The sequence below is a fragment of the Rhodospirillaceae bacterium genome (assembly GCA_016712715.1).
Lineage (GTDB): Bacteria > Pseudomonadota > Alphaproteobacteria > Dongiales > Dongiaceae > Dongia.
On record JADJQM010000002.1, the window covers coordinates 745246 to 760115 of the forward strand.

At 63.9% G+C, this 14870-nt stretch carries 14 protein-coding genes and 1 pseudogene; 13 read left to right on the plus strand and 2 right to left on the minus strand.

The features are described from left to right. Window positions 1-33: 33 nt before the first annotated feature. Complete coding sequence (locus IPK59_14255) at window positions 34-561, minus strand: N-acetyltransferase (GenBank protein MBK8159869.1); 528 nt, start codon at window positions 559-561, stop codon at window positions 34-36. Window positions 562-654: 93 nt separating this feature from the next. Between IPK59_14255 and IPK59_14260 the strand changes: the two genes are divergently transcribed. The 7 genes from IPK59_14260 (at window position 655) to IPK59_14290 (ending at window position 7955) form a co-directional block, all read left to right on the plus strand. Continuing rightward, on the plus strand, window positions 655-1437 hold the full coding sequence (locus IPK59_14260) for a carbon-nitrogen hydrolase family protein (protein MBK8159870.1): 783 nt from the start codon (window positions 655-657) through the stop codon (window positions 1435-1437). 324 nt (window positions 1438-1761) lie between these two features. Next, window positions 1762-2652, plus strand: coding sequence for a proline iminopeptidase-family hydrolase (locus IPK59_14265; GenBank protein MBK8159871.1), 891 nt, complete (start codon window positions 1762-1764; stop codon window positions 2650-2652). 13 nt (window positions 2653-2665) lie between these two features. After that, window positions 2666-3610 carry an ABC transporter permease gene (locus IPK59_14270; protein ID MBK8159872.1) on the plus strand — a complete coding sequence of 315 codons (945 nt, stop codon included), beginning with the start codon at window positions 2666-2668 and terminating at the stop codon, window positions 3608-3610. Further along, window positions 3607-4458 (plus strand): ABC transporter permease, encoded by an 852-nt coding sequence (locus IPK59_14275; protein ID MBK8159873.1) that lies wholly within the window; start codon window positions 3607-3609, stop codon window positions 4456-4458. The genes IPK59_14270 and IPK59_14275 overlap by 4 nt, the downstream gene beginning before the upstream one ends. Then, window positions 4455-5435 carry an ABC transporter ATP-binding protein gene (locus IPK59_14280; protein ID MBK8159874.1) on the plus strand — a complete coding sequence of 327 codons (981 nt, stop codon included), beginning with the start codon at window positions 4455-4457 and terminating at the stop codon, window positions 5433-5435. Before IPK59_14275 ends, IPK59_14280 begins: the two co-directional genes overlap by 4 nt. Continuing rightward, window positions 5432-6442, plus strand: a complete 1011-nt coding sequence (locus tag IPK59_14285; protein MBK8159875.1) for an ABC transporter ATP-binding protein — start codon at window positions 5432-5434, stop codon at window positions 6440-6442. The genes IPK59_14280 and IPK59_14285 overlap by 4 nt, the downstream gene beginning before the upstream one ends. Continuing rightward, window positions 6435-7955: an ABC transporter substrate-binding protein gene (locus tag IPK59_14290; protein ID MBK8159876.1), complete on the plus strand. Its 1521-nt coding sequence runs from the start codon at window positions 6435-6437 to the stop codon at window positions 7953-7955. Before IPK59_14285 ends, IPK59_14290 begins: the two co-directional genes overlap by 8 nt. Window positions 7956-8058: 103 nt before the next feature. Here the strand turns inward: IPK59_14290 and IPK59_14295 are convergent. Beyond that, window positions 8059-8873: pseudogene (locus IPK59_14295) on the minus strand (phosphodiesterase). Window positions 8874-9055: 182 nt separating this feature from the next. Here IPK59_14295 and IPK59_14300 point away from each other — a divergent pair. The 6 genes from IPK59_14300 (at window position 9056) to IPK59_14325 (ending at window position 14868) form a co-directional block, all read left to right on the plus strand. Beyond that, a complete protein-coding gene (locus IPK59_14300) occupies window positions 9056-9889 on the plus strand; it encodes a pirin family protein (protein MBK8159877.1) in 834 nt (277 codons plus the stop codon). Between the two features lie 153 nt (window positions 9890-10042). Further along, a complete protein-coding gene (locus IPK59_14305; GenBank protein MBK8159878.1) occupies window positions 10043-11614 on the plus strand; it encodes a trimethylamine methyltransferase family protein in 1572 nt (523 codons plus the stop codon). Window positions 11615-11716: 102 nt separating this feature from the next. Further along, window positions 11717-12886: a polyphosphate kinase 2 gene (gene ppk2 / locus IPK59_14310; protein ID MBK8159879.1), complete on the plus strand. Its 1170-nt coding sequence runs from the start codon at window positions 11717-11719 to the stop codon at window positions 12884-12886. A gap of 81 nt (window positions 12887-12967) precedes the next feature. Then, window positions 12968-13771 (plus strand): M55 family metallopeptidase, encoded by an 804-nt coding sequence (locus IPK59_14315; GenBank protein MBK8159880.1) that lies wholly within the window; start codon window positions 12968-12970, stop codon window positions 13769-13771. A 229-nt stretch (window positions 13772-14000) separates the two neighbouring features. Further along, window positions 14001-14738, plus strand: coding sequence for a hypothetical protein (locus IPK59_14320; GenBank protein MBK8159881.1), 738 nt, complete (start codon window positions 14001-14003; stop codon window positions 14736-14738). Further along, window positions 14662-14868: a hypothetical protein gene (locus IPK59_14325; protein MBK8159882.1), complete on the plus strand. Its 207-nt coding sequence runs from the start codon at window positions 14662-14664 to the stop codon at window positions 14866-14868. The genes IPK59_14320 and IPK59_14325 overlap by 77 nt, the downstream gene beginning before the upstream one ends. Window positions 14869-14870 lie beyond the last annotated feature (2 nt).

Consider the following 14870-nt stretch of genomic DNA (forward strand, 5'->3'; position numbering starts at 1 on the left):
AAGAAATTTATCAAAAAGGGCGATAGTTGGTTATCAAACCGTCGCCGGGGCGTCCCCGGAGGCTGGAATGCCGAAGGGTGCTGGATAAATGATCCTGCCTTTTCTACCACTTAACGACGCATTGGTCAATTCCAGCGCCATGAAGGCCGGGCCGGAAAAGGGGGCGTCGAACCCTTGCGCGAGGTCGGCCCGGAAACCGAAGCGGGCATAGAATTCCGGATGGCCGAGGACGATGACGGCCTCCCACCCCGCTTTTCGCGCCCGGGCAAGGCCGACCTTGGTGAGGGCCGAGCCGATGCCGCGACGCTGGTGGTCTGGATGGACGGCAAGGGGTGCCAGCGCCAAGGCCAGCACGGTTTCCCCGTCGATCTCGACAATCATCGGGCTGAACAGGATATGGCCGACGATGTTTCCATCTTCGAGCGCTACCAGGGACAAGGCGGCAAGGTCCGCCGCCATGAGCTCGGCCACCAGCTTACCCTCGAACAGGGTGCCGAAGGCCGCATCATGCAGGGCCGTCAGGGCGGCCAGGTCCGCCGCCGATGTCGTTCTGATATCCATCCATGAGATATAAGCCTGTGCCACCTGACGCCAAGCTTAAGCTATAGAGGCTCGCATAGATTTGATGGCGGGCAAGACTTTCCGGGGATGTCCATGCGCCTCGCGCTGCTGCAGAACGATTCGGTGCCGGGTGATAAGGACTGGCAATTGACGGCGATCAGCGAAGTGGCGCGGCATCTCGCCGGCCGCGCCGATCTCCTGGTGACGCCGGAACTGTTCATGACCGGTTATCGCCTGCCCGCAGCCGATCTGCGCGCGCTCGCTGAACCGGCGGACGGCGCCTTTGCGCAAGCCGTGGCATTGCTCGCCCAGGAAACCGGAGTCGCCATCCTCTATGGCTTTCCCGAGCGGGATGGCGATCTCATCTACAATTCGGTGCAGGTGTTCGGCGCCGATGGCAAGAGCCTTGCCCTCTATCGCAAGCTGCATCTGCCGAGCGACGAGGAGCGTGCCGTGTTCGCGGCCGGCGACCGGCTGGTGACCTTCGAGCTCTGCGGCATGAAGGTGGCGCCCGTCATCTGCTACGACGTCGAATTCCCGGAAACCGTGCGCGCCTGCGCGCTGGCCGGCGCCCAATTGGTGGTGGCGCCGACAGCACTCCGCAAACATTGGGCGCAGATCGCGGAGATGATGAGTCCGGTGCGCGCGGTGGAGAACGGGCTGTTCGTGGCCTATGCCAACCAGGCGGGGTCGGAAGCGGATTGGGAGTATGCCGGCCTCTCCTGCATCGTCGGTCCCGACGGCCAGGTGCTGGTGCGCGCGGCGGCCGAACCCGCCGTGATCCTCGCCGAGCTTGATCCCACGTCGGTGGCAACGGCGCGGGCGACACTCGGCTATCTCAGCGATGCGCGGTTCAAGCTCACCGGGCCGCGCTAAACCCCTCACCCCAACCCCTCTCCCCAAAGGGGCGAGGGGCTTAAGAGCTAGCTCGCCAGGAACTCCCTCGCCCCATGAAATGGGGAGAGGGTTGGGGTGAGGGGAACCAGATGCGATGACGGCGCGCCCTTGCGGTCAAGCGTGGGGCGTCAGGCGTCAAGCGGGAGCGAGGCACGCAACCTAGTCTTGCGAGGTTCGGGCAGCGAATGCGCTTGATCTCGCAACTGCGAAAGCCCTAGCATCACAACTGCACACGTGTCGAACAAGAACGCGTGGCATGACAGGTTGGCCGTGACTGGCTGGGTGACGTGAGAGGGACGGGGCATGTGGCGCGAGATGGCGGCCGATGAGCGGCGCGAGATCACGGTCGATGGGTTTAAGGTCGTCACCTACAGTTTCGGCCAGGGAACGGACACCGTTCTGCTGCTGAATGGTGGGCCGGGCCTGCCCTGTGATTACCTGCGCGAGGCGCATTCCTGCCTCGTTGACCAGGGTTTCCGGGTGGTGACCTTCGATCAGCTGGGCACCGGGGCCTCGGACCGGCCGACCGATGCGAAACTCTGGAACATCACGCGCTATGTGGCGGAGGTCGAGACGGTCCGCACCACGCTCGGCCTGGGCAAGGTGCATCTCGTCGGCCATTCCTGGGGCGGCTGGCTCGCCATCGAATATGCGGTGACGCATCCCCAAAATCTGAAGACCCTCATCCTCGAGGACACCAATGCCGACATGCCGCATCTCATCGGCGAGCTGATGCGGCTGCGTGATGCGCTGGGCTCGGAAACGGTCGCCATGATGCAGCGGCATGAGGCGCAGGGGACGCTGACCCATCCGGAATATCAGGCGGCGGTCACCATCCTCAATTACCGGCATGTCTGCAGGCTTCAGGAATGGCCGGCGCCGGTGAAGCGCTCGCTCGACGATTGGAACATGGGGCCCTATGGCACCATGCAGGGACCCAATGAGTTCCTCTATACCGGGAACCTCAAGGATTGGAACCGCGTGCCGGACCTGCACAAGATCCCCTGCCCGGTCCTGATCACCACGGGCCAGCATGACGAGCTGACGCCGGCCTGCTCGCTGCGCATGAAGCTACACCTCAAGGATGCCGAGTTGCACGTCTTCCCGAACAGCAGCCACATGCCGTTTTACGAAGAACCGCATGCCTATTATCCGGTGCTGATCGACTTTCTGACACGCCACGGCGCCAGATGAGCCTGGGCGGCACATGAACCTGCATCGTTACCGCTTTATCCTGGCGCGTCCGCTGCAGCTCATTCCCGTGCTGTTCGGCATCAGCCTTGTGACCTTCGTGCTGGTGCGGCTCATCCCCGGCGATCCGGCGCGGGTGCTGCTGGGGGCGAAATCCACGCCCGAGGCCATCGCCCGCATCCGCGCGCAGTTCGGGTTGGATGAGCCGATCTGGCTGCAATATGTCTATTTCCTGAAGAACCTCAGCCTGGGCGATATGGGGAAGTCGATCCTCTACAAGATCCCCGTTCTGCAATTGGTGGGTGAACGGGTGGGGCCGACGCTGGCCCTCATCCTCGGCAGCGTGCTCCTCTCCTTGTTGCTGGCCATTCCGCTGGCGTCGTTGGCCGCGACGCAGCGCGGGCGCTTTACTGACCATGCCATTCGCCTGTTCTCGACCGCGGGCCTCGGCTTCCCGCCCTTCTGGCTCGCCATCATGCTGATCATCGTCTTCAGCGTGAAGCTCGACCTCTTTCCCGTGGCGGGCTGGGGCGACACGCTCATCGATCAGCTCCATCACCTGGTGCTGCCCTGCTTCACCGTGGCGCTGGCCCTCTCCGCCGTCATCACGCGAAACCTGCGCGCCAGCATGATCGCGGAACTGGCCTCCGACCATGCGACGGCGGCCCGCGCGCGGGGATTGTCGGAGTCGCGCGTGTTCTGGCGACATGTGTTGCCCAATGCGGTCATTCCGGCGATCAATCTGCTCGCGGTCAATATCGGCTGGCTCATCGGCGGCAGCGTCGTCATCGAGACCGTGTTCTCGATCCCCGGCATGGGGCAGCTCTTGGTGCGCGGCATCTTCACGCGCGATTACATGGTGGTGCAGTCCGTCGCTTTGGTCTTTGCCTGCGCCACGGTGGTGGTGAATTTCCTGGCCGACATCCTCACCGTGGCCATCGATCCCCGGGTGGAATTGTGAGCCGTGCGGCGGTGGCAACACGCCCGAACTGGCTGCCGCGCTTTGGCCGCTATCCGCTGCCGCTTTATCTCGGCGGCGGGCTGATCGGTTTCATCATCCTCATCGCGATCTTTGCACCTTGGGTGGCGCCGTTCGATCCCATCGCGCAGAATCTTGCGGTCAAGCTGCAGCCACCGAGCTTCGCCTATCCGTTCGGCACCGACAATTTTGGCCGCGACATTCTCTCGCGCATCATCTGGGGGGCGCGCATCGATCTGCAGATGGGGTTGATCGGCGTCGCCTTCCCCTTCCTCATCGGCACCACCGTGGGCGCCATCGCCGGTTATGCCGGCCGCGCGGTCGATGCCGTCGCCATGCGGGTGGTCGATATCGTGCTGGCCTTTCCCTTCCTGGTCCTGATGCTGGCCATCATCGCCATCCTCAAGCCCGGTCTTTCCAGCTTCTACATCGCCATGGCGCTGGTGGGCTGGGTCTCCTATGCGCGGCTCATCCGCGCGCAGGTGCTGGTGCTGAAGTCGGCGGATTTCGTGCTGGCGGCGCGGAGTCTCGGCTACAGTCATCCGCGCATTCTCTTTCGCCATATCCTCCCCAATGTGCTGACCGGTTCGATCGTGTTCTCGATGTCGGACGTGGTGCTCGTCGTGCTGAGCGGCGCCGCCATCTCCTATCTGGGCTTGGGCGTGCAGCCGCCCACCGCCGAATGGGGCATCATGATCGCCGAGGGGCAGAATTTCATCACCACCGCCTGGTGGATCACCGCCTTCCCGGGCCTTGCCATCGTCGTCATGGCGCTGGGCTTCAGCCTGCTCGCCGATGGGCTCGGCGAACATCTCGGGGTGCGGGAATGACCAAGCCCCTGCTCGATGTCCGCAATCTGCGCGTGACCGCCCGGCGCCACGGGCACTCCTTCGACATTGTCGAGGAAGTGAGCTTCACGGTCGGGCGCGGCGAGGTGCTGGGGCTGGTGGGTGAGAGCGGGTCGGGGAAGAGCGTCACCTGCCGCGCCATCCTGCGCCTGCTGCCCGGCGCCAATCTTCGTCTGAGCGAGGGCGAGGTTATTTTCGACGGGCGCGATTTTGCGCGCATGCCGGAGGCGGAAATCCGCGCCGAGCGCGGCGCCTCGGTCGGCATGATCTTCCAGAATCCGGCGAGCCATCTGGACCCCGTTATGAGCATCGGCGACCAGGTGGCGGAGAGCATCCTCGTCCATCGCGGCGTCAGCCGCGCCGAAGCGTGGAGCCAGGCCATCGACCTGCTGCGCCAGGTGGGCATTCCGGATCCGGCACGCCGGGCGCTCGGCCACGCCCATGAATTTTCCGGTGGCATGCGGCAGCGGGCGATGATCGCGGCGGCCTTGGCCTGCGACCCGCAGCTCCTCATCGCCGACGAACCCACCACGGCGCTGGATGTGACGGTGCAGGCGCAGATCCTGCGCCTGCTGCTCGATCTCCGCGACAGCCGCGGCTTGTCGATCATCCTGGTGACCCATGATCTGGGTGTGGTGGCGCAGGCCTGCGACAGCATCGCGGTCATGTATGGCGGCAGGCTGGTGGAGACGGGACCCAAGCGCGACGTGCTTCAGGCGCCGTTCCATCCCTATACATCGCGCCTCATTGCCTGCCAGCCGGGACACAAGCTGGACGGGCGCCTGCTACCGAGCATTCCCGGCCAGCCGCCCAGTACCGGGCAGATGCCAGATGGCTGCCGCTTTCATCCGCGCTGCGATCTCGCGGTGGCGAGCTGCCGGCAAATGGTGCCGCCCTTGACGTTGCGCGCGGCCCAGCATCTCGCGGCCTGTCCGGTGACGGCGGGTGTCGCGTCATGAGCGCGCCGTTGCTCCGTGTCGAGGACCTCGCGGTTCATTTCAAGGCCGGTGGCGGTCTCGGCCGCAAGGCAAAGCTGGTGCGCGCGGTCAATGGCGTTTCGTTCGAGCTTGCAGCCGGCGAGACCTTGGGACTGGTCGGCGAAAGCGGCTGCGGCAAGAGCACGCTGGGGCGGGCGCTCCTCCATCTCGGTGCCATCACGCAAGGCCGCGTCTTCTTCGATGGGATCGATGTGGGCGGGGCGGATGCGGCCGGCATCGCTCGCCTCCACCGCGAAACGGCGATGATCTTCCAGGACCCCTATAACGCGCTCAATCCCCGCATGGCGATCGGCAACGCCTTCGCCGAGGTGCTGCGCGTGCATAAGAAGGTGCCGGCTGGCGACATCAAGGCGCGTGTTGCCGAGTTGATGGAACTGGTGGGCCTCAGTCCCGATCTTGCCGACCGTAGGCCGGCGGCCTTGAGCGGCGGGCAATGCCAGCGCGCCGGCATCGCCCGGGCGCTCGCCATCAACCCGAAGCTCATCATCGCCGATGAATGCGTGGCGGCCCTCGATGTCTCGATCCAGGCGCAGATCATCAACCTGCTCATCGAGCTGAAAAGCCGGATGAACCTCGCCCTCATCTTCATCGCCCATGATCTTGGCGTGGTGCGGCGCCTGTGCGACCGGGTGATCGTCATGTATCTGGGGCGCATCGTCGAGGAAGGTCTCACCGAAGATGTGTTCGGCAAGCCGCAGCATCCCTATACCAGGGCCTTGATGCGGGCCATTCCGGAGATCGATCCCGATCGCGGCCTGCCCGACGATCCTTTGGGCGGCGAACCGCCAAGCCCGCTCGATATCCCGGCGGGCTGCGCCTTTCATCCGCGCTGCCCGGACGTGATGCCGGTCTGCAGGACAGGCCCGGCGCCGGCGCAGCGCTTCGTCAACAATTGCCATGTTGCGTGCCATCTCTATCAGGACCAAAATTCGACCGATCAACAAACCAGGGAGACGATCCATGCTTAAGAAAAAATGGTTGGGAATATGCGCGGCGAGCGTGTTTGCGCTGCTGACACTGGGAACGAGTATGGCCGAGGCCGACGGGACTTTGAGCATCGGACGGCGCGAGGACGGCACGACCTTCGACCCGATCAAGACCACGCAGAACGTCGATTTCTGGGTCTTCTCGAATGTCTATGACGTGCTGGTGCGGGTGGACAAGAGCGGCGCCAAGCTGGAGCCGGGCCTCGCTGAAAGCTGGGAAATCTCGGATGACGGCCTCACCTATACGTTGAAGATGCGGGACGCGAAATTCTCCGACGGCTCGCCCATCACGGCCAAGGACGGTGCCTTCACCCTGCTGCGCATCCGCGACAATCCGGGTTCGCTCTGGGCCGACAGCTACAAGGTGATCAAGACGGCGGAGGCCAAGGATGACCGCACGCTGGTCATCACGCTCAACCAGGCGGCAGCACCGTTCCTGGCGTCACTTGCCATGCCGGGTGCCTCGGTGCTCTCTGAAAAGAACGTGACCGAGATGGGCGAAGACGCCATCGCGGAAAAGCCCCTGGCGTCGGGCGCCTTCACGATGGAAGAGTGGAAGCGCGGCGAAAAGGTGGTCTTGAAGAAGAATCCCAATTTCTGGGAAGCCGACCGCGTGCAGCTTGACGGCGTCGAGTGGATCTCGGTCCCCGACGACAACACCCGCATGCTGAAGGTGCAGGCGGGCGAACTGGATGCCGCGATCTTCGTGCCCTTCTCGCGCATCGCCGAATTGCAGAAGGATGCCAATCTCAACATCCATCTCGACCCCTCGACGCGCGAGGATCATCTCCTCATCAACCATCGCAACCCGCCGCTCGACAAGGTCGATGTGCGCCGCGCCCTTGACATGGCGATCGACAAGCAGGCGATCGTCGACACGGCGACCTTCGGCTTCGGTGAAGTGGCCAATTCCTACGTGCCGAAGGGCGCTCTCTATCACAACGACAAGAACCTCGCGCGCCCCTACGACCCCGAGGGTGCGAAGAAGCTGCTCGCTGATGCGGGGGCTGCGGACCTCACACTCAACTACATCGTCGATACCGGCGATGAAGTCTCTGAGCAGACCGCGATCCTCATCCAGCAGCAGCTGGCCAAGGCCGGTGTCACCGTCAACATCACCAAGGTCGATCCCAGCTCATCTTGGCAGATGGAAGTGGATGGCGAATATGATGTCGCCACCAATTACTGGACCAACGACGTCATTGATCCCGACCAGAAGACGACCTTCGTGCTGGGCCATGACGCCAACAACAACTACATGACCCATTACAAGAACGACAAGGTGAAGGAACTGGTGGCCGCGGCCCGCGTCGAGATGGACCCGGCGAAGCGCGAGGCCATGTATATCGAGATCCAGACCATCGCCAAGGACGAGGCGCATTGGATCGATCTCTATTACAGCCCCTATCGCAACGTGACGCGGAAGAACATCGAGGGCTTCTACCAGAACCCGCTCGGTCGTTTCTTCCTCGAGGATACGGTGAAGAAGCAATAATCGGGTCAAGCTCGAACGCCTGGTCAGGTCACTGCCCAACCTGGCAAGACGATGCTGTCGATCTGATAAGGCCGGATGTGATCCCACATCCGGCCTTGTTCAGTTACAGCCGGAAGCGCTCAGGCCCGGCCATGAACGGGCGTTGATGCACCAGCACGAGATCGCCCTCGATCAGCACCACGCCGTAATGGGGCGCTTCATGCGATCCCCAGACCGGGGCGTTTTCCACCACCGCCTGGGCCGGCGACAGATAACCGCCCAGCGTCAACGCCACCTGATGGTTCGTGCCATGGAGGGTCGAAAAGGGCAGGCCGCGCCAGCTGCCGGAAACCGGACGATGCACATGGCCAAAGAAGATATGCCGGATGCGCGCGAGATGCGGTGCGATCGCCCGTTCGAATGCCGCGCTGTCGCGCAGGGTCAACCGGTCCATGCCGGGAATGCCCACCGCAAAAGGCGGATGATGGAGGCAGAGATAGATCGGGTCGTCCCCATTCTCGGCCAATGTCCGCGCCAGCCACGCGGCGCGGCGGTCGCAGAACACGCCGTGGGAACAGCCCGGCTCGATCGTGTCCAGGATGAGAAAGCGCCCTTCCGGCGTCGTGACAACGCCCTGGACGAAGCCTGAATATCGCTGAATGCATCCGGAAAGGCTGCGCGCAGCGCAGATCGGTCGTCATGGTTACCCACGGCGAGATGTACCGGCATCGGCAGGGGGGCCAGCACCTCGCGCAGCTCGGCGAAGGCGTCGCTGCTGCCCCAATGGGTGAGATCGCCGGTGATGACGCAGAAGGCGGCATCGCCATGGGCGGCGAGGATGTCGGCGACACAGGCGCGGAGGCGCCAGGCGGGATCGGTGCCATAGAGCGCCGCGCCGCGTCCGACCAGATGCGTATCGGTGAGATGGATGAATTTCAGCACGGTAGGTCTCGCCGCAGGTTGAAATGTCGACACCAGCTATAGCATGCCGGCGCGGCCGGGGAGATTGTTGCAATAAGGGAAACATTCAGGTGACGCCGCGCCTTATTGTTCATGCAGCGTCCAGGCCCTAATCTGTCCCCATGAACGATAGCCCACATGAAGAATCGCGAGGTGCCGCAATGGCCAGACGTCAGACACAGCACATCATCACCGGCCAGGAGACCTCGGACGGCGCCGGCGTCCATATGAAGCGCCTGTTCCCGGTGCAGGGAATCATGCAGATCGATCCCTTCCTGCTGTTCGACGAGTTCGGCTCGGACGATCCTGGTACCTATATCGGCGGCTTTCCCGATCATCCGCATCGCGGCTTCGAGACCGTGACCTACATGCTGGCCGGCCTCATGCGGCATTTCGACAACAAGGGGAACAGCGGGTTGCTGGAGCCGGGCGGTGCGCAATGGATGACGGCCGGGCGCGGCCTCGTCCATTCGGAAATGCCGGAACAGACCGATGGCCTGATGCGCGGTTTCCAGATCTGGATCAACCTGCCGGCGGCGGAAAAGATGGTGGCGCCGCGCTATCAGGATTACCGGCCGGACCAGATCCCCGCGACCACACTCACCAACGGCGTCACGCTGAAGGTCGTCGCCGGGACGGCCGGCGGTCTCAGCGGACCGGTCAACGGCGTGTCGCGCCAGCCGCTGCTGGTCGACGTCACTTTGCCCGCCGGCACGTCGTGGCGGAGCGATGTCGACGCGCAAGCAACGGTGCTGGCCCATGTGTTCGAAGGGTCGGCCCAAATCGGCGGCCGCGATCTCGGTGTGACGCAGATGGCTGTGCTGGGCGAAGGCGACGAGATCGAGATCACGGCTGGTCCCGATGGCGCCCGTGTGCTCATTCTCGCAGCCCGGCCGATCGGCGAGCCGGTGGCGCGCGCCGGTCCCTTCGTGATGAACACCAGGGCCGAAATCGAACAGGCCTTCGCCGACTACCAGGCCGGCCATTTCGGGTGATGATCAAAGCGCATCGCGCCAGTGCATAATTGTCATCGGTCGTTCTGTTCAGGCTGAGCGCGCGGCACTAAGCTCGTTCAAATGCTCTCGACGTCATGCCCGGGCCAAGCCCGGCCATAACGGAAAGAGCGACGTAACGAGGGCAAGCAGATCATGACCAATGAAACCGAGAGCGGGGCGCGCGTGTCCGCCATGCGCCGGCGGCCCGATGCCGAGCATCCGCGCCGCCCGCGCGACAGCGGGCTTTCGCAGGGGCATTTCCCCGCGATCCTCAAACGCCACCTCAAGCCGATCGAGCCGCTCAGCCCCGATCAGCTCGAGGCCATTCACCAGGCTTCCCTCACCATCCTCGACGAGATCGGCATCGAGTTCATGGGGAAGCAGGCGCGTGCCTTGTTCGCCAGGGCCGGGGCCAGGGTCGATGAGGGGAGCGGGCTGGTGCGCATTCCAGCCGAACTGGTGACGGAAGCGCTGGAGACCGTCCCTGGCCGCTTTCGCCTGACGCCGCGCAATCCTCTGCGGACGATTGAACTCGGTGGCGATGCCCTCGCCTTCGGCCTGGTCGCTGGGCCGCCCATGGTCGAGGACCGGATCAACGGGCGGCGCCCCGGCAATCTCAAGGATTATCAGCGCCTCATCCAACTGGCGCAGAGCTTCGACATCATCCATCTCATCGGCAACCAGCCGACGGCACCGCAGGAACTGCCGGCGGTGAGCCGTCATCTCGATTGCTACCTCGCCAACCTCACTTATTCCGACAAGGTGTTCCATTGCACGGCGATCGGTGCCGAGCGCGCCCTCGACGGGATCGACATGATGGCGATCTCACGGGGCAAGACGCGCGAGGATCTCGTGGGTGATCCATCCGTGCTCACCATCATCTCGGTCAACTCGCCGCGTCGCTTCGACGAGGCGATGAGCGACGGGCTGATGGCGATGAGCGAATGGGGCCAGGCTGTCGTGGTGACGCCCTTCACCCTGATGGGGGCGATGGCGCCGGTCAGCCTCGCCGCGGCACTCGCCCAGCAGAATGCGGAGGCGCTCGCCGGCATCGTGCTCACGCAGTTGACCCGGCCGGGCGCACCGGTCGTCTATGGCGCCTTCACCTCGAATGTCGATCTGCGCTCCGGGGCCCCCGCCTTCGGCACGGCGGAGAATGCGCGGGCGACCTTGTGCGGCGGGCAATTGGCACGCCGCTACGGCCTGCCCTACCGCGCCAGCAACGCCAGCGCCAGCAATACGGTGGATGCGCAGGCGGCCTATGAATCGCAGATGTCGCTGTGGTCGTCGGTGATGGGCGGCGCCAACCTCGTCTATCACGGCGCCGGCTGGATGGAAGGCGGACTCTGTGCCTCGTTCGAGAAGATCGTGCTCGATGTCGAGATGCTGCATTTGATGGCGACGCTGGTGCAGCCTTTCGTCATCAACGATGCGGAGCTGGGGCTGGATGCGCAGCGCGAGGTGCAGCCCGGCGGCCATTTCTTCGGTGCGCAGCATACGCTGGAACGCTACCAGAATGCGTTCCACAAGCCGCTGCTCGCCGATTGGCGGAGTTTCCCCGCCTGGGCCGAAGACGGGTCGAAGGACGCCACCATGCGTGCGACCGCGGTCTGGCAGCAGGCGCTGGAGGCCTACACAGCGCCGGCGATGGATGTGGCGGTGGTCGAAGCGCTGGCGGCTTTCGTGGCGCGGCGCAAGGAAGAGCGTCAAAGCGCCCAGGATTAACCTTCGGCCTTCGAGCCAGACGGTCGTTTGACCCAGATCAATGCGGCTCCCGCGGATGTAGATGTCATATTCATGACATCTCAGCGACAGGGGAGTGGATTGATGGCCCAGGACGTGAAGACAACGGCGCTGAAAGCCACGCCGCCTGCCCAGGTCACGGCGCCCGCGAAGGCTGGCCCGAAAGCCCCCGAGCAGGCGCCCGGCAATGCCCCGGTACATGCCCCGACTAGACCTGCGGCCAAGGACCCGGCAAAGGCCGCCGCCAAGGCGGTTGCCCGGGAAATCGCCGCCGGTGCCGCGCAATTGCACGATTTGAGGATTGGCGGCGACGACGATACCGCCCATCACCGCGCCAGCCGACGGGGCGCGCCCTGGGTCAGGGCCGGGCTGTCGGAAGCCGAGACCCTGCCGGGCTATCATGAGCTGCTGCGCGACCCCGCCCGGCTGAAAGCCAATTTCCAGAGTGATTCCTATCCCTATGAGACCGGTCTGCGCGCGTCCCATTACGAGGCGCAGAAGGCGCAGCTGCAGGTCGAACTCCTGAAGGTGCAGGCCTGGATCAAGGATACCGGGCAGCGCATCGTGGTGCTGTTCGAAGGGCGCGACGCGGCCGGCAAGGGCGGTACCATCAAGCGCTTCATGGAACATCTCAACCCGCGCGGCGCCCGCGTCGTGGCGCTGGAGAAGCCCACCGACAAGGAACGCGGGCAATGGTATTTCCAGCGCTATATCGAGCAGTTGCCGACGGCCGGCGAGATCGTGCTGTTCGACCGCTCCTGGTATAACCGCGCCGGGGTCGAACGGGTGATGGGTTTCTGCAGCTCCAGCGAATATCTCGAATTCATGCGGCAATGTCCTGAACTGGAGCGCATGCTGGTCAACAGCGGCATGCGCCTGTTCAAATACTGGTTCTCGGTCGGGCGCGCGGAACAGCGCAAGCGCTTCCACGGCCGCAAGAACGATCCGCTGAAATTGTGGAAGCTCAGTCCCATCGACCTGCAATCGATCGACAAGTGGCACGACTACACCCAGGCCAAGGAGGCGATGTTTTTTTATACCGACACAGCCGATGCGCCCTGGACCATCATCAAGGCCAATGACAAGAAGCGCGCGCGGCTCAACTGCATGCTGCATTTCCTGAGCTGCCTGCCCTATCCCAACAAGGATTTGGAAGTGGCGACGACACCCGATCCGCTCATCGTCGGCTCGGCCACCCATGTCATCGACCGCGCCGGCCTGCAGCCGAGCCTGACCCTCTCGAAGCGAAACTGAAGGAGCGCGCAATTTGCTTTTTGGGACTGCTTGAGGCATCAATCGCGACAGCTTTTTACAGCCGTACGATTGGGAAGCATCATGAAGGTCTTCATCAGCAGCGACATCGAAGGCACCGCCGGCATCACCCATTGGGACGAGGCCGAGAAGGGGCATTTCTCGTATCAGGAATTTCGCGAGCTGATGACGGGCGAGGTCCTGGCGGCGATCGAGGGCGCGATCGAAGGTGGCGCGACCGAGATCCTGCTCAAGGACGCCCATGATTCCGGGCGCAACATCATCACCGAGAAGCTGCCCTCCTGTGTCCGCATCATCCGCGGCTGGAGCGGGCATCCCTTGAGCATGGTGCAGGGGATCGAAGACGGGTTCGACGCGGTGATCTTCACCGGCTATCACAGTCGCGCGGGATCGGAGACCAATCCGCTGGCCCATACCATGAACCTGCGCATCAGCGAGTTTCGGCTCAACGGCGTGCCGGCGTCGGAGTTTCATCTTCATGCGACGGCCGCTGCCTATTACAAGGTGCCGGCCCTGTTCATTTCCGGCGACAAGGGCATCTGCCTTGACGCGCAGAAACTCAATCCCGGCATGGTGACCGTGACCACCATGGAAGGGATCGGCCGGTCGACCATTTCCGTGGCACCCAGCGTGGCGCGCGCCAACATCAAGGCCGGGGTGAAGAAGGCCCTGGGCCTGGACCGTGCCGCCTGCCTGCTGCCGGTGCCCAAGGAGATCACCCTCGACGTGGTGTTCAACAACCCGACCGATGCCTATCGCGCCGCCTGGTATCCGGGCGCCAGGCATGTCGGCAATCGCACGGTGCAGTTCGCCAGCAACGACTTCTTCGAGATCATGCGGGCGCAGAAATTCATCCTGGGCATTTGATTCCCGGTGATCTGATCCTGTACTTCCGTACAAAACGGCGATGAGGGTGCCCTGTGGAACGACAGCCTGCTGCTGCCGATCCGGGACAGTGCCGGCCGCATCACCCATGGCGATGGCGTCTCGCGCAATAGCAGGATGCTTGCGGCATAACGGGTCCTGTTGCGGGGCATCGGGCTGGGCTATCGTCGGGCGAGGCTATGTGGGGAAAGACCTTGGGTAGAGGGATGCCATGACCGAAGCGCGGCCCGTTACCATCTCGATCGCCCAGTTCAACGCCCAGGATGACGACAAGCCGGGCAATCTGGCGCGTGCCTGCCATTATCTGGAGCTTGCCGGCACGCGCGGCAGCAACATCGTGGTGCTGCCGGAGCTTTTCAGCGGCACCGGCTTTTCCAGCGGTGAGGCCCATCAACTGCTCGCGGAACCGATCCCCGGACCGACTCTCACGATGATGGCGGCAGCGGCGCGCAAACACGCCATGTATGTGACCGGCTCGTTCTACGAGCGCGGTGCCGATGGGCGGATCTACAACACCGCGCCGGTGCTGGGGCCGGGCGGCGACCTGCTGGGCTGTTACCGGAAGACGCATCTCTTCGACGTGCCTAACCGCACCGATCTGCCGCCCGGCATCATGGAATCGAAGAAAGTGTCGCCGGGCGCCGAACTGCAGCTTTACGACACCAATCTATGCCGCTTCGGGATCGGCATCTGCGCCGACATCCGCTTCCCGGAAATGTTCCGCGCCTATGCCAAGGCCGGGGCCGAGCTCATCCTGCTGCCGACCGCTTTCTTGAGCCCCCCGCTTCGATCACTGGGATTTCCTGTTGAAGGCGCGGGCGACCGATCATCAGATGTTCATCGCCGCCTCCGGCATGACAGGGCGCGAGAAGGTGACCGGCATCGGCTTCATCGGCCGCTCGACCGTGGTCGATCCCTGGGGCGTCATCCTGGCCGGCGCGCCCGATGAGGAGGCGCTGCTGACCACCACCATCGATCTCGACCAGGTGCGCCGCGTGCGCAACTGGTGGCCGCTCAACGAGCAGATCCGCCCCGAGCTCTATGGCAAGGTGGCGGTGAAGTCGGTGACGACAAGCTGATC

Bases quoted from the DNA above. Each gene is read 5' to 3' on its own strand.
- IPK59_14255 (MBK8159869.1), bottom strand. From the start codon at position 561: ATGGATATCAGAACGACATCGGCGGCGGACCTGGCCGCCCTGACGGCC.
- IPK59_14260 (MBK8159870.1), top strand. From the start codon at position 655: ATGCGCCTCGCGCTGCTGCAGAACGATTCGGTGCCGGGTGATAAGGAC.
- IPK59_14265 (MBK8159871.1), top strand. From the start codon at position 1,762: ATGTGGCGCGAGATGGCGGCCGATGAGCGGCGCGAGATCACGGTCGAT.
- IPK59_14270 (MBK8159872.1), top strand. From the start codon at position 2,666: ATGAACCTGCATCGTTACCGCTTTATCCTGGCGCGTCCGCTGCAGCTC.
- IPK59_14280 (MBK8159874.1), top strand. From the start codon at position 4,455: ATGACCAAGCCCCTGCTCGATGTCCGCAATCTGCGCGTGACCGCCCGG.
- IPK59_14285 (MBK8159875.1), top strand. From the start codon at position 5,432: ATGAGCGCGCCGTTGCTCCGTGTCGAGGACCTCGCGGTTCATTTCAAG.
- IPK59_14290 (MBK8159876.1), top strand. From the start codon at position 6,435: ATGCTTAAGAAAAAATGGTTGGGAATATGCGCGGCGAGCGTGTTTGCG.
- IPK59_14300 (MBK8159877.1), top strand. From the start codon at position 9,056: ATGGCCAGACGTCAGACACAGCACATCATCACCGGCCAGGAGACCTCG.
- IPK59_14305 (MBK8159878.1), top strand. From the start codon at position 10,043: ATGACCAATGAAACCGAGAGCGGGGCGCGCGTGTCCGCCATGCGCCGG.
- ppk2 (MBK8159879.1), top strand. From the start codon at position 11,717: ATGGCCCAGGACGTGAAGACAACGGCGCTGAAAGCCACGCCGCCTGCC.
- IPK59_14315 (MBK8159880.1), top strand. From the start codon at position 12,968: ATGAAGGTCTTCATCAGCAGCGACATCGAAGGCACCGCCGGCATCACC.
- IPK59_14320 (MBK8159881.1), top strand. From the start codon at position 14,001: ATGACCGAAGCGCGGCCCGTTACCATCTCGATCGCCCAGTTCAACGCC.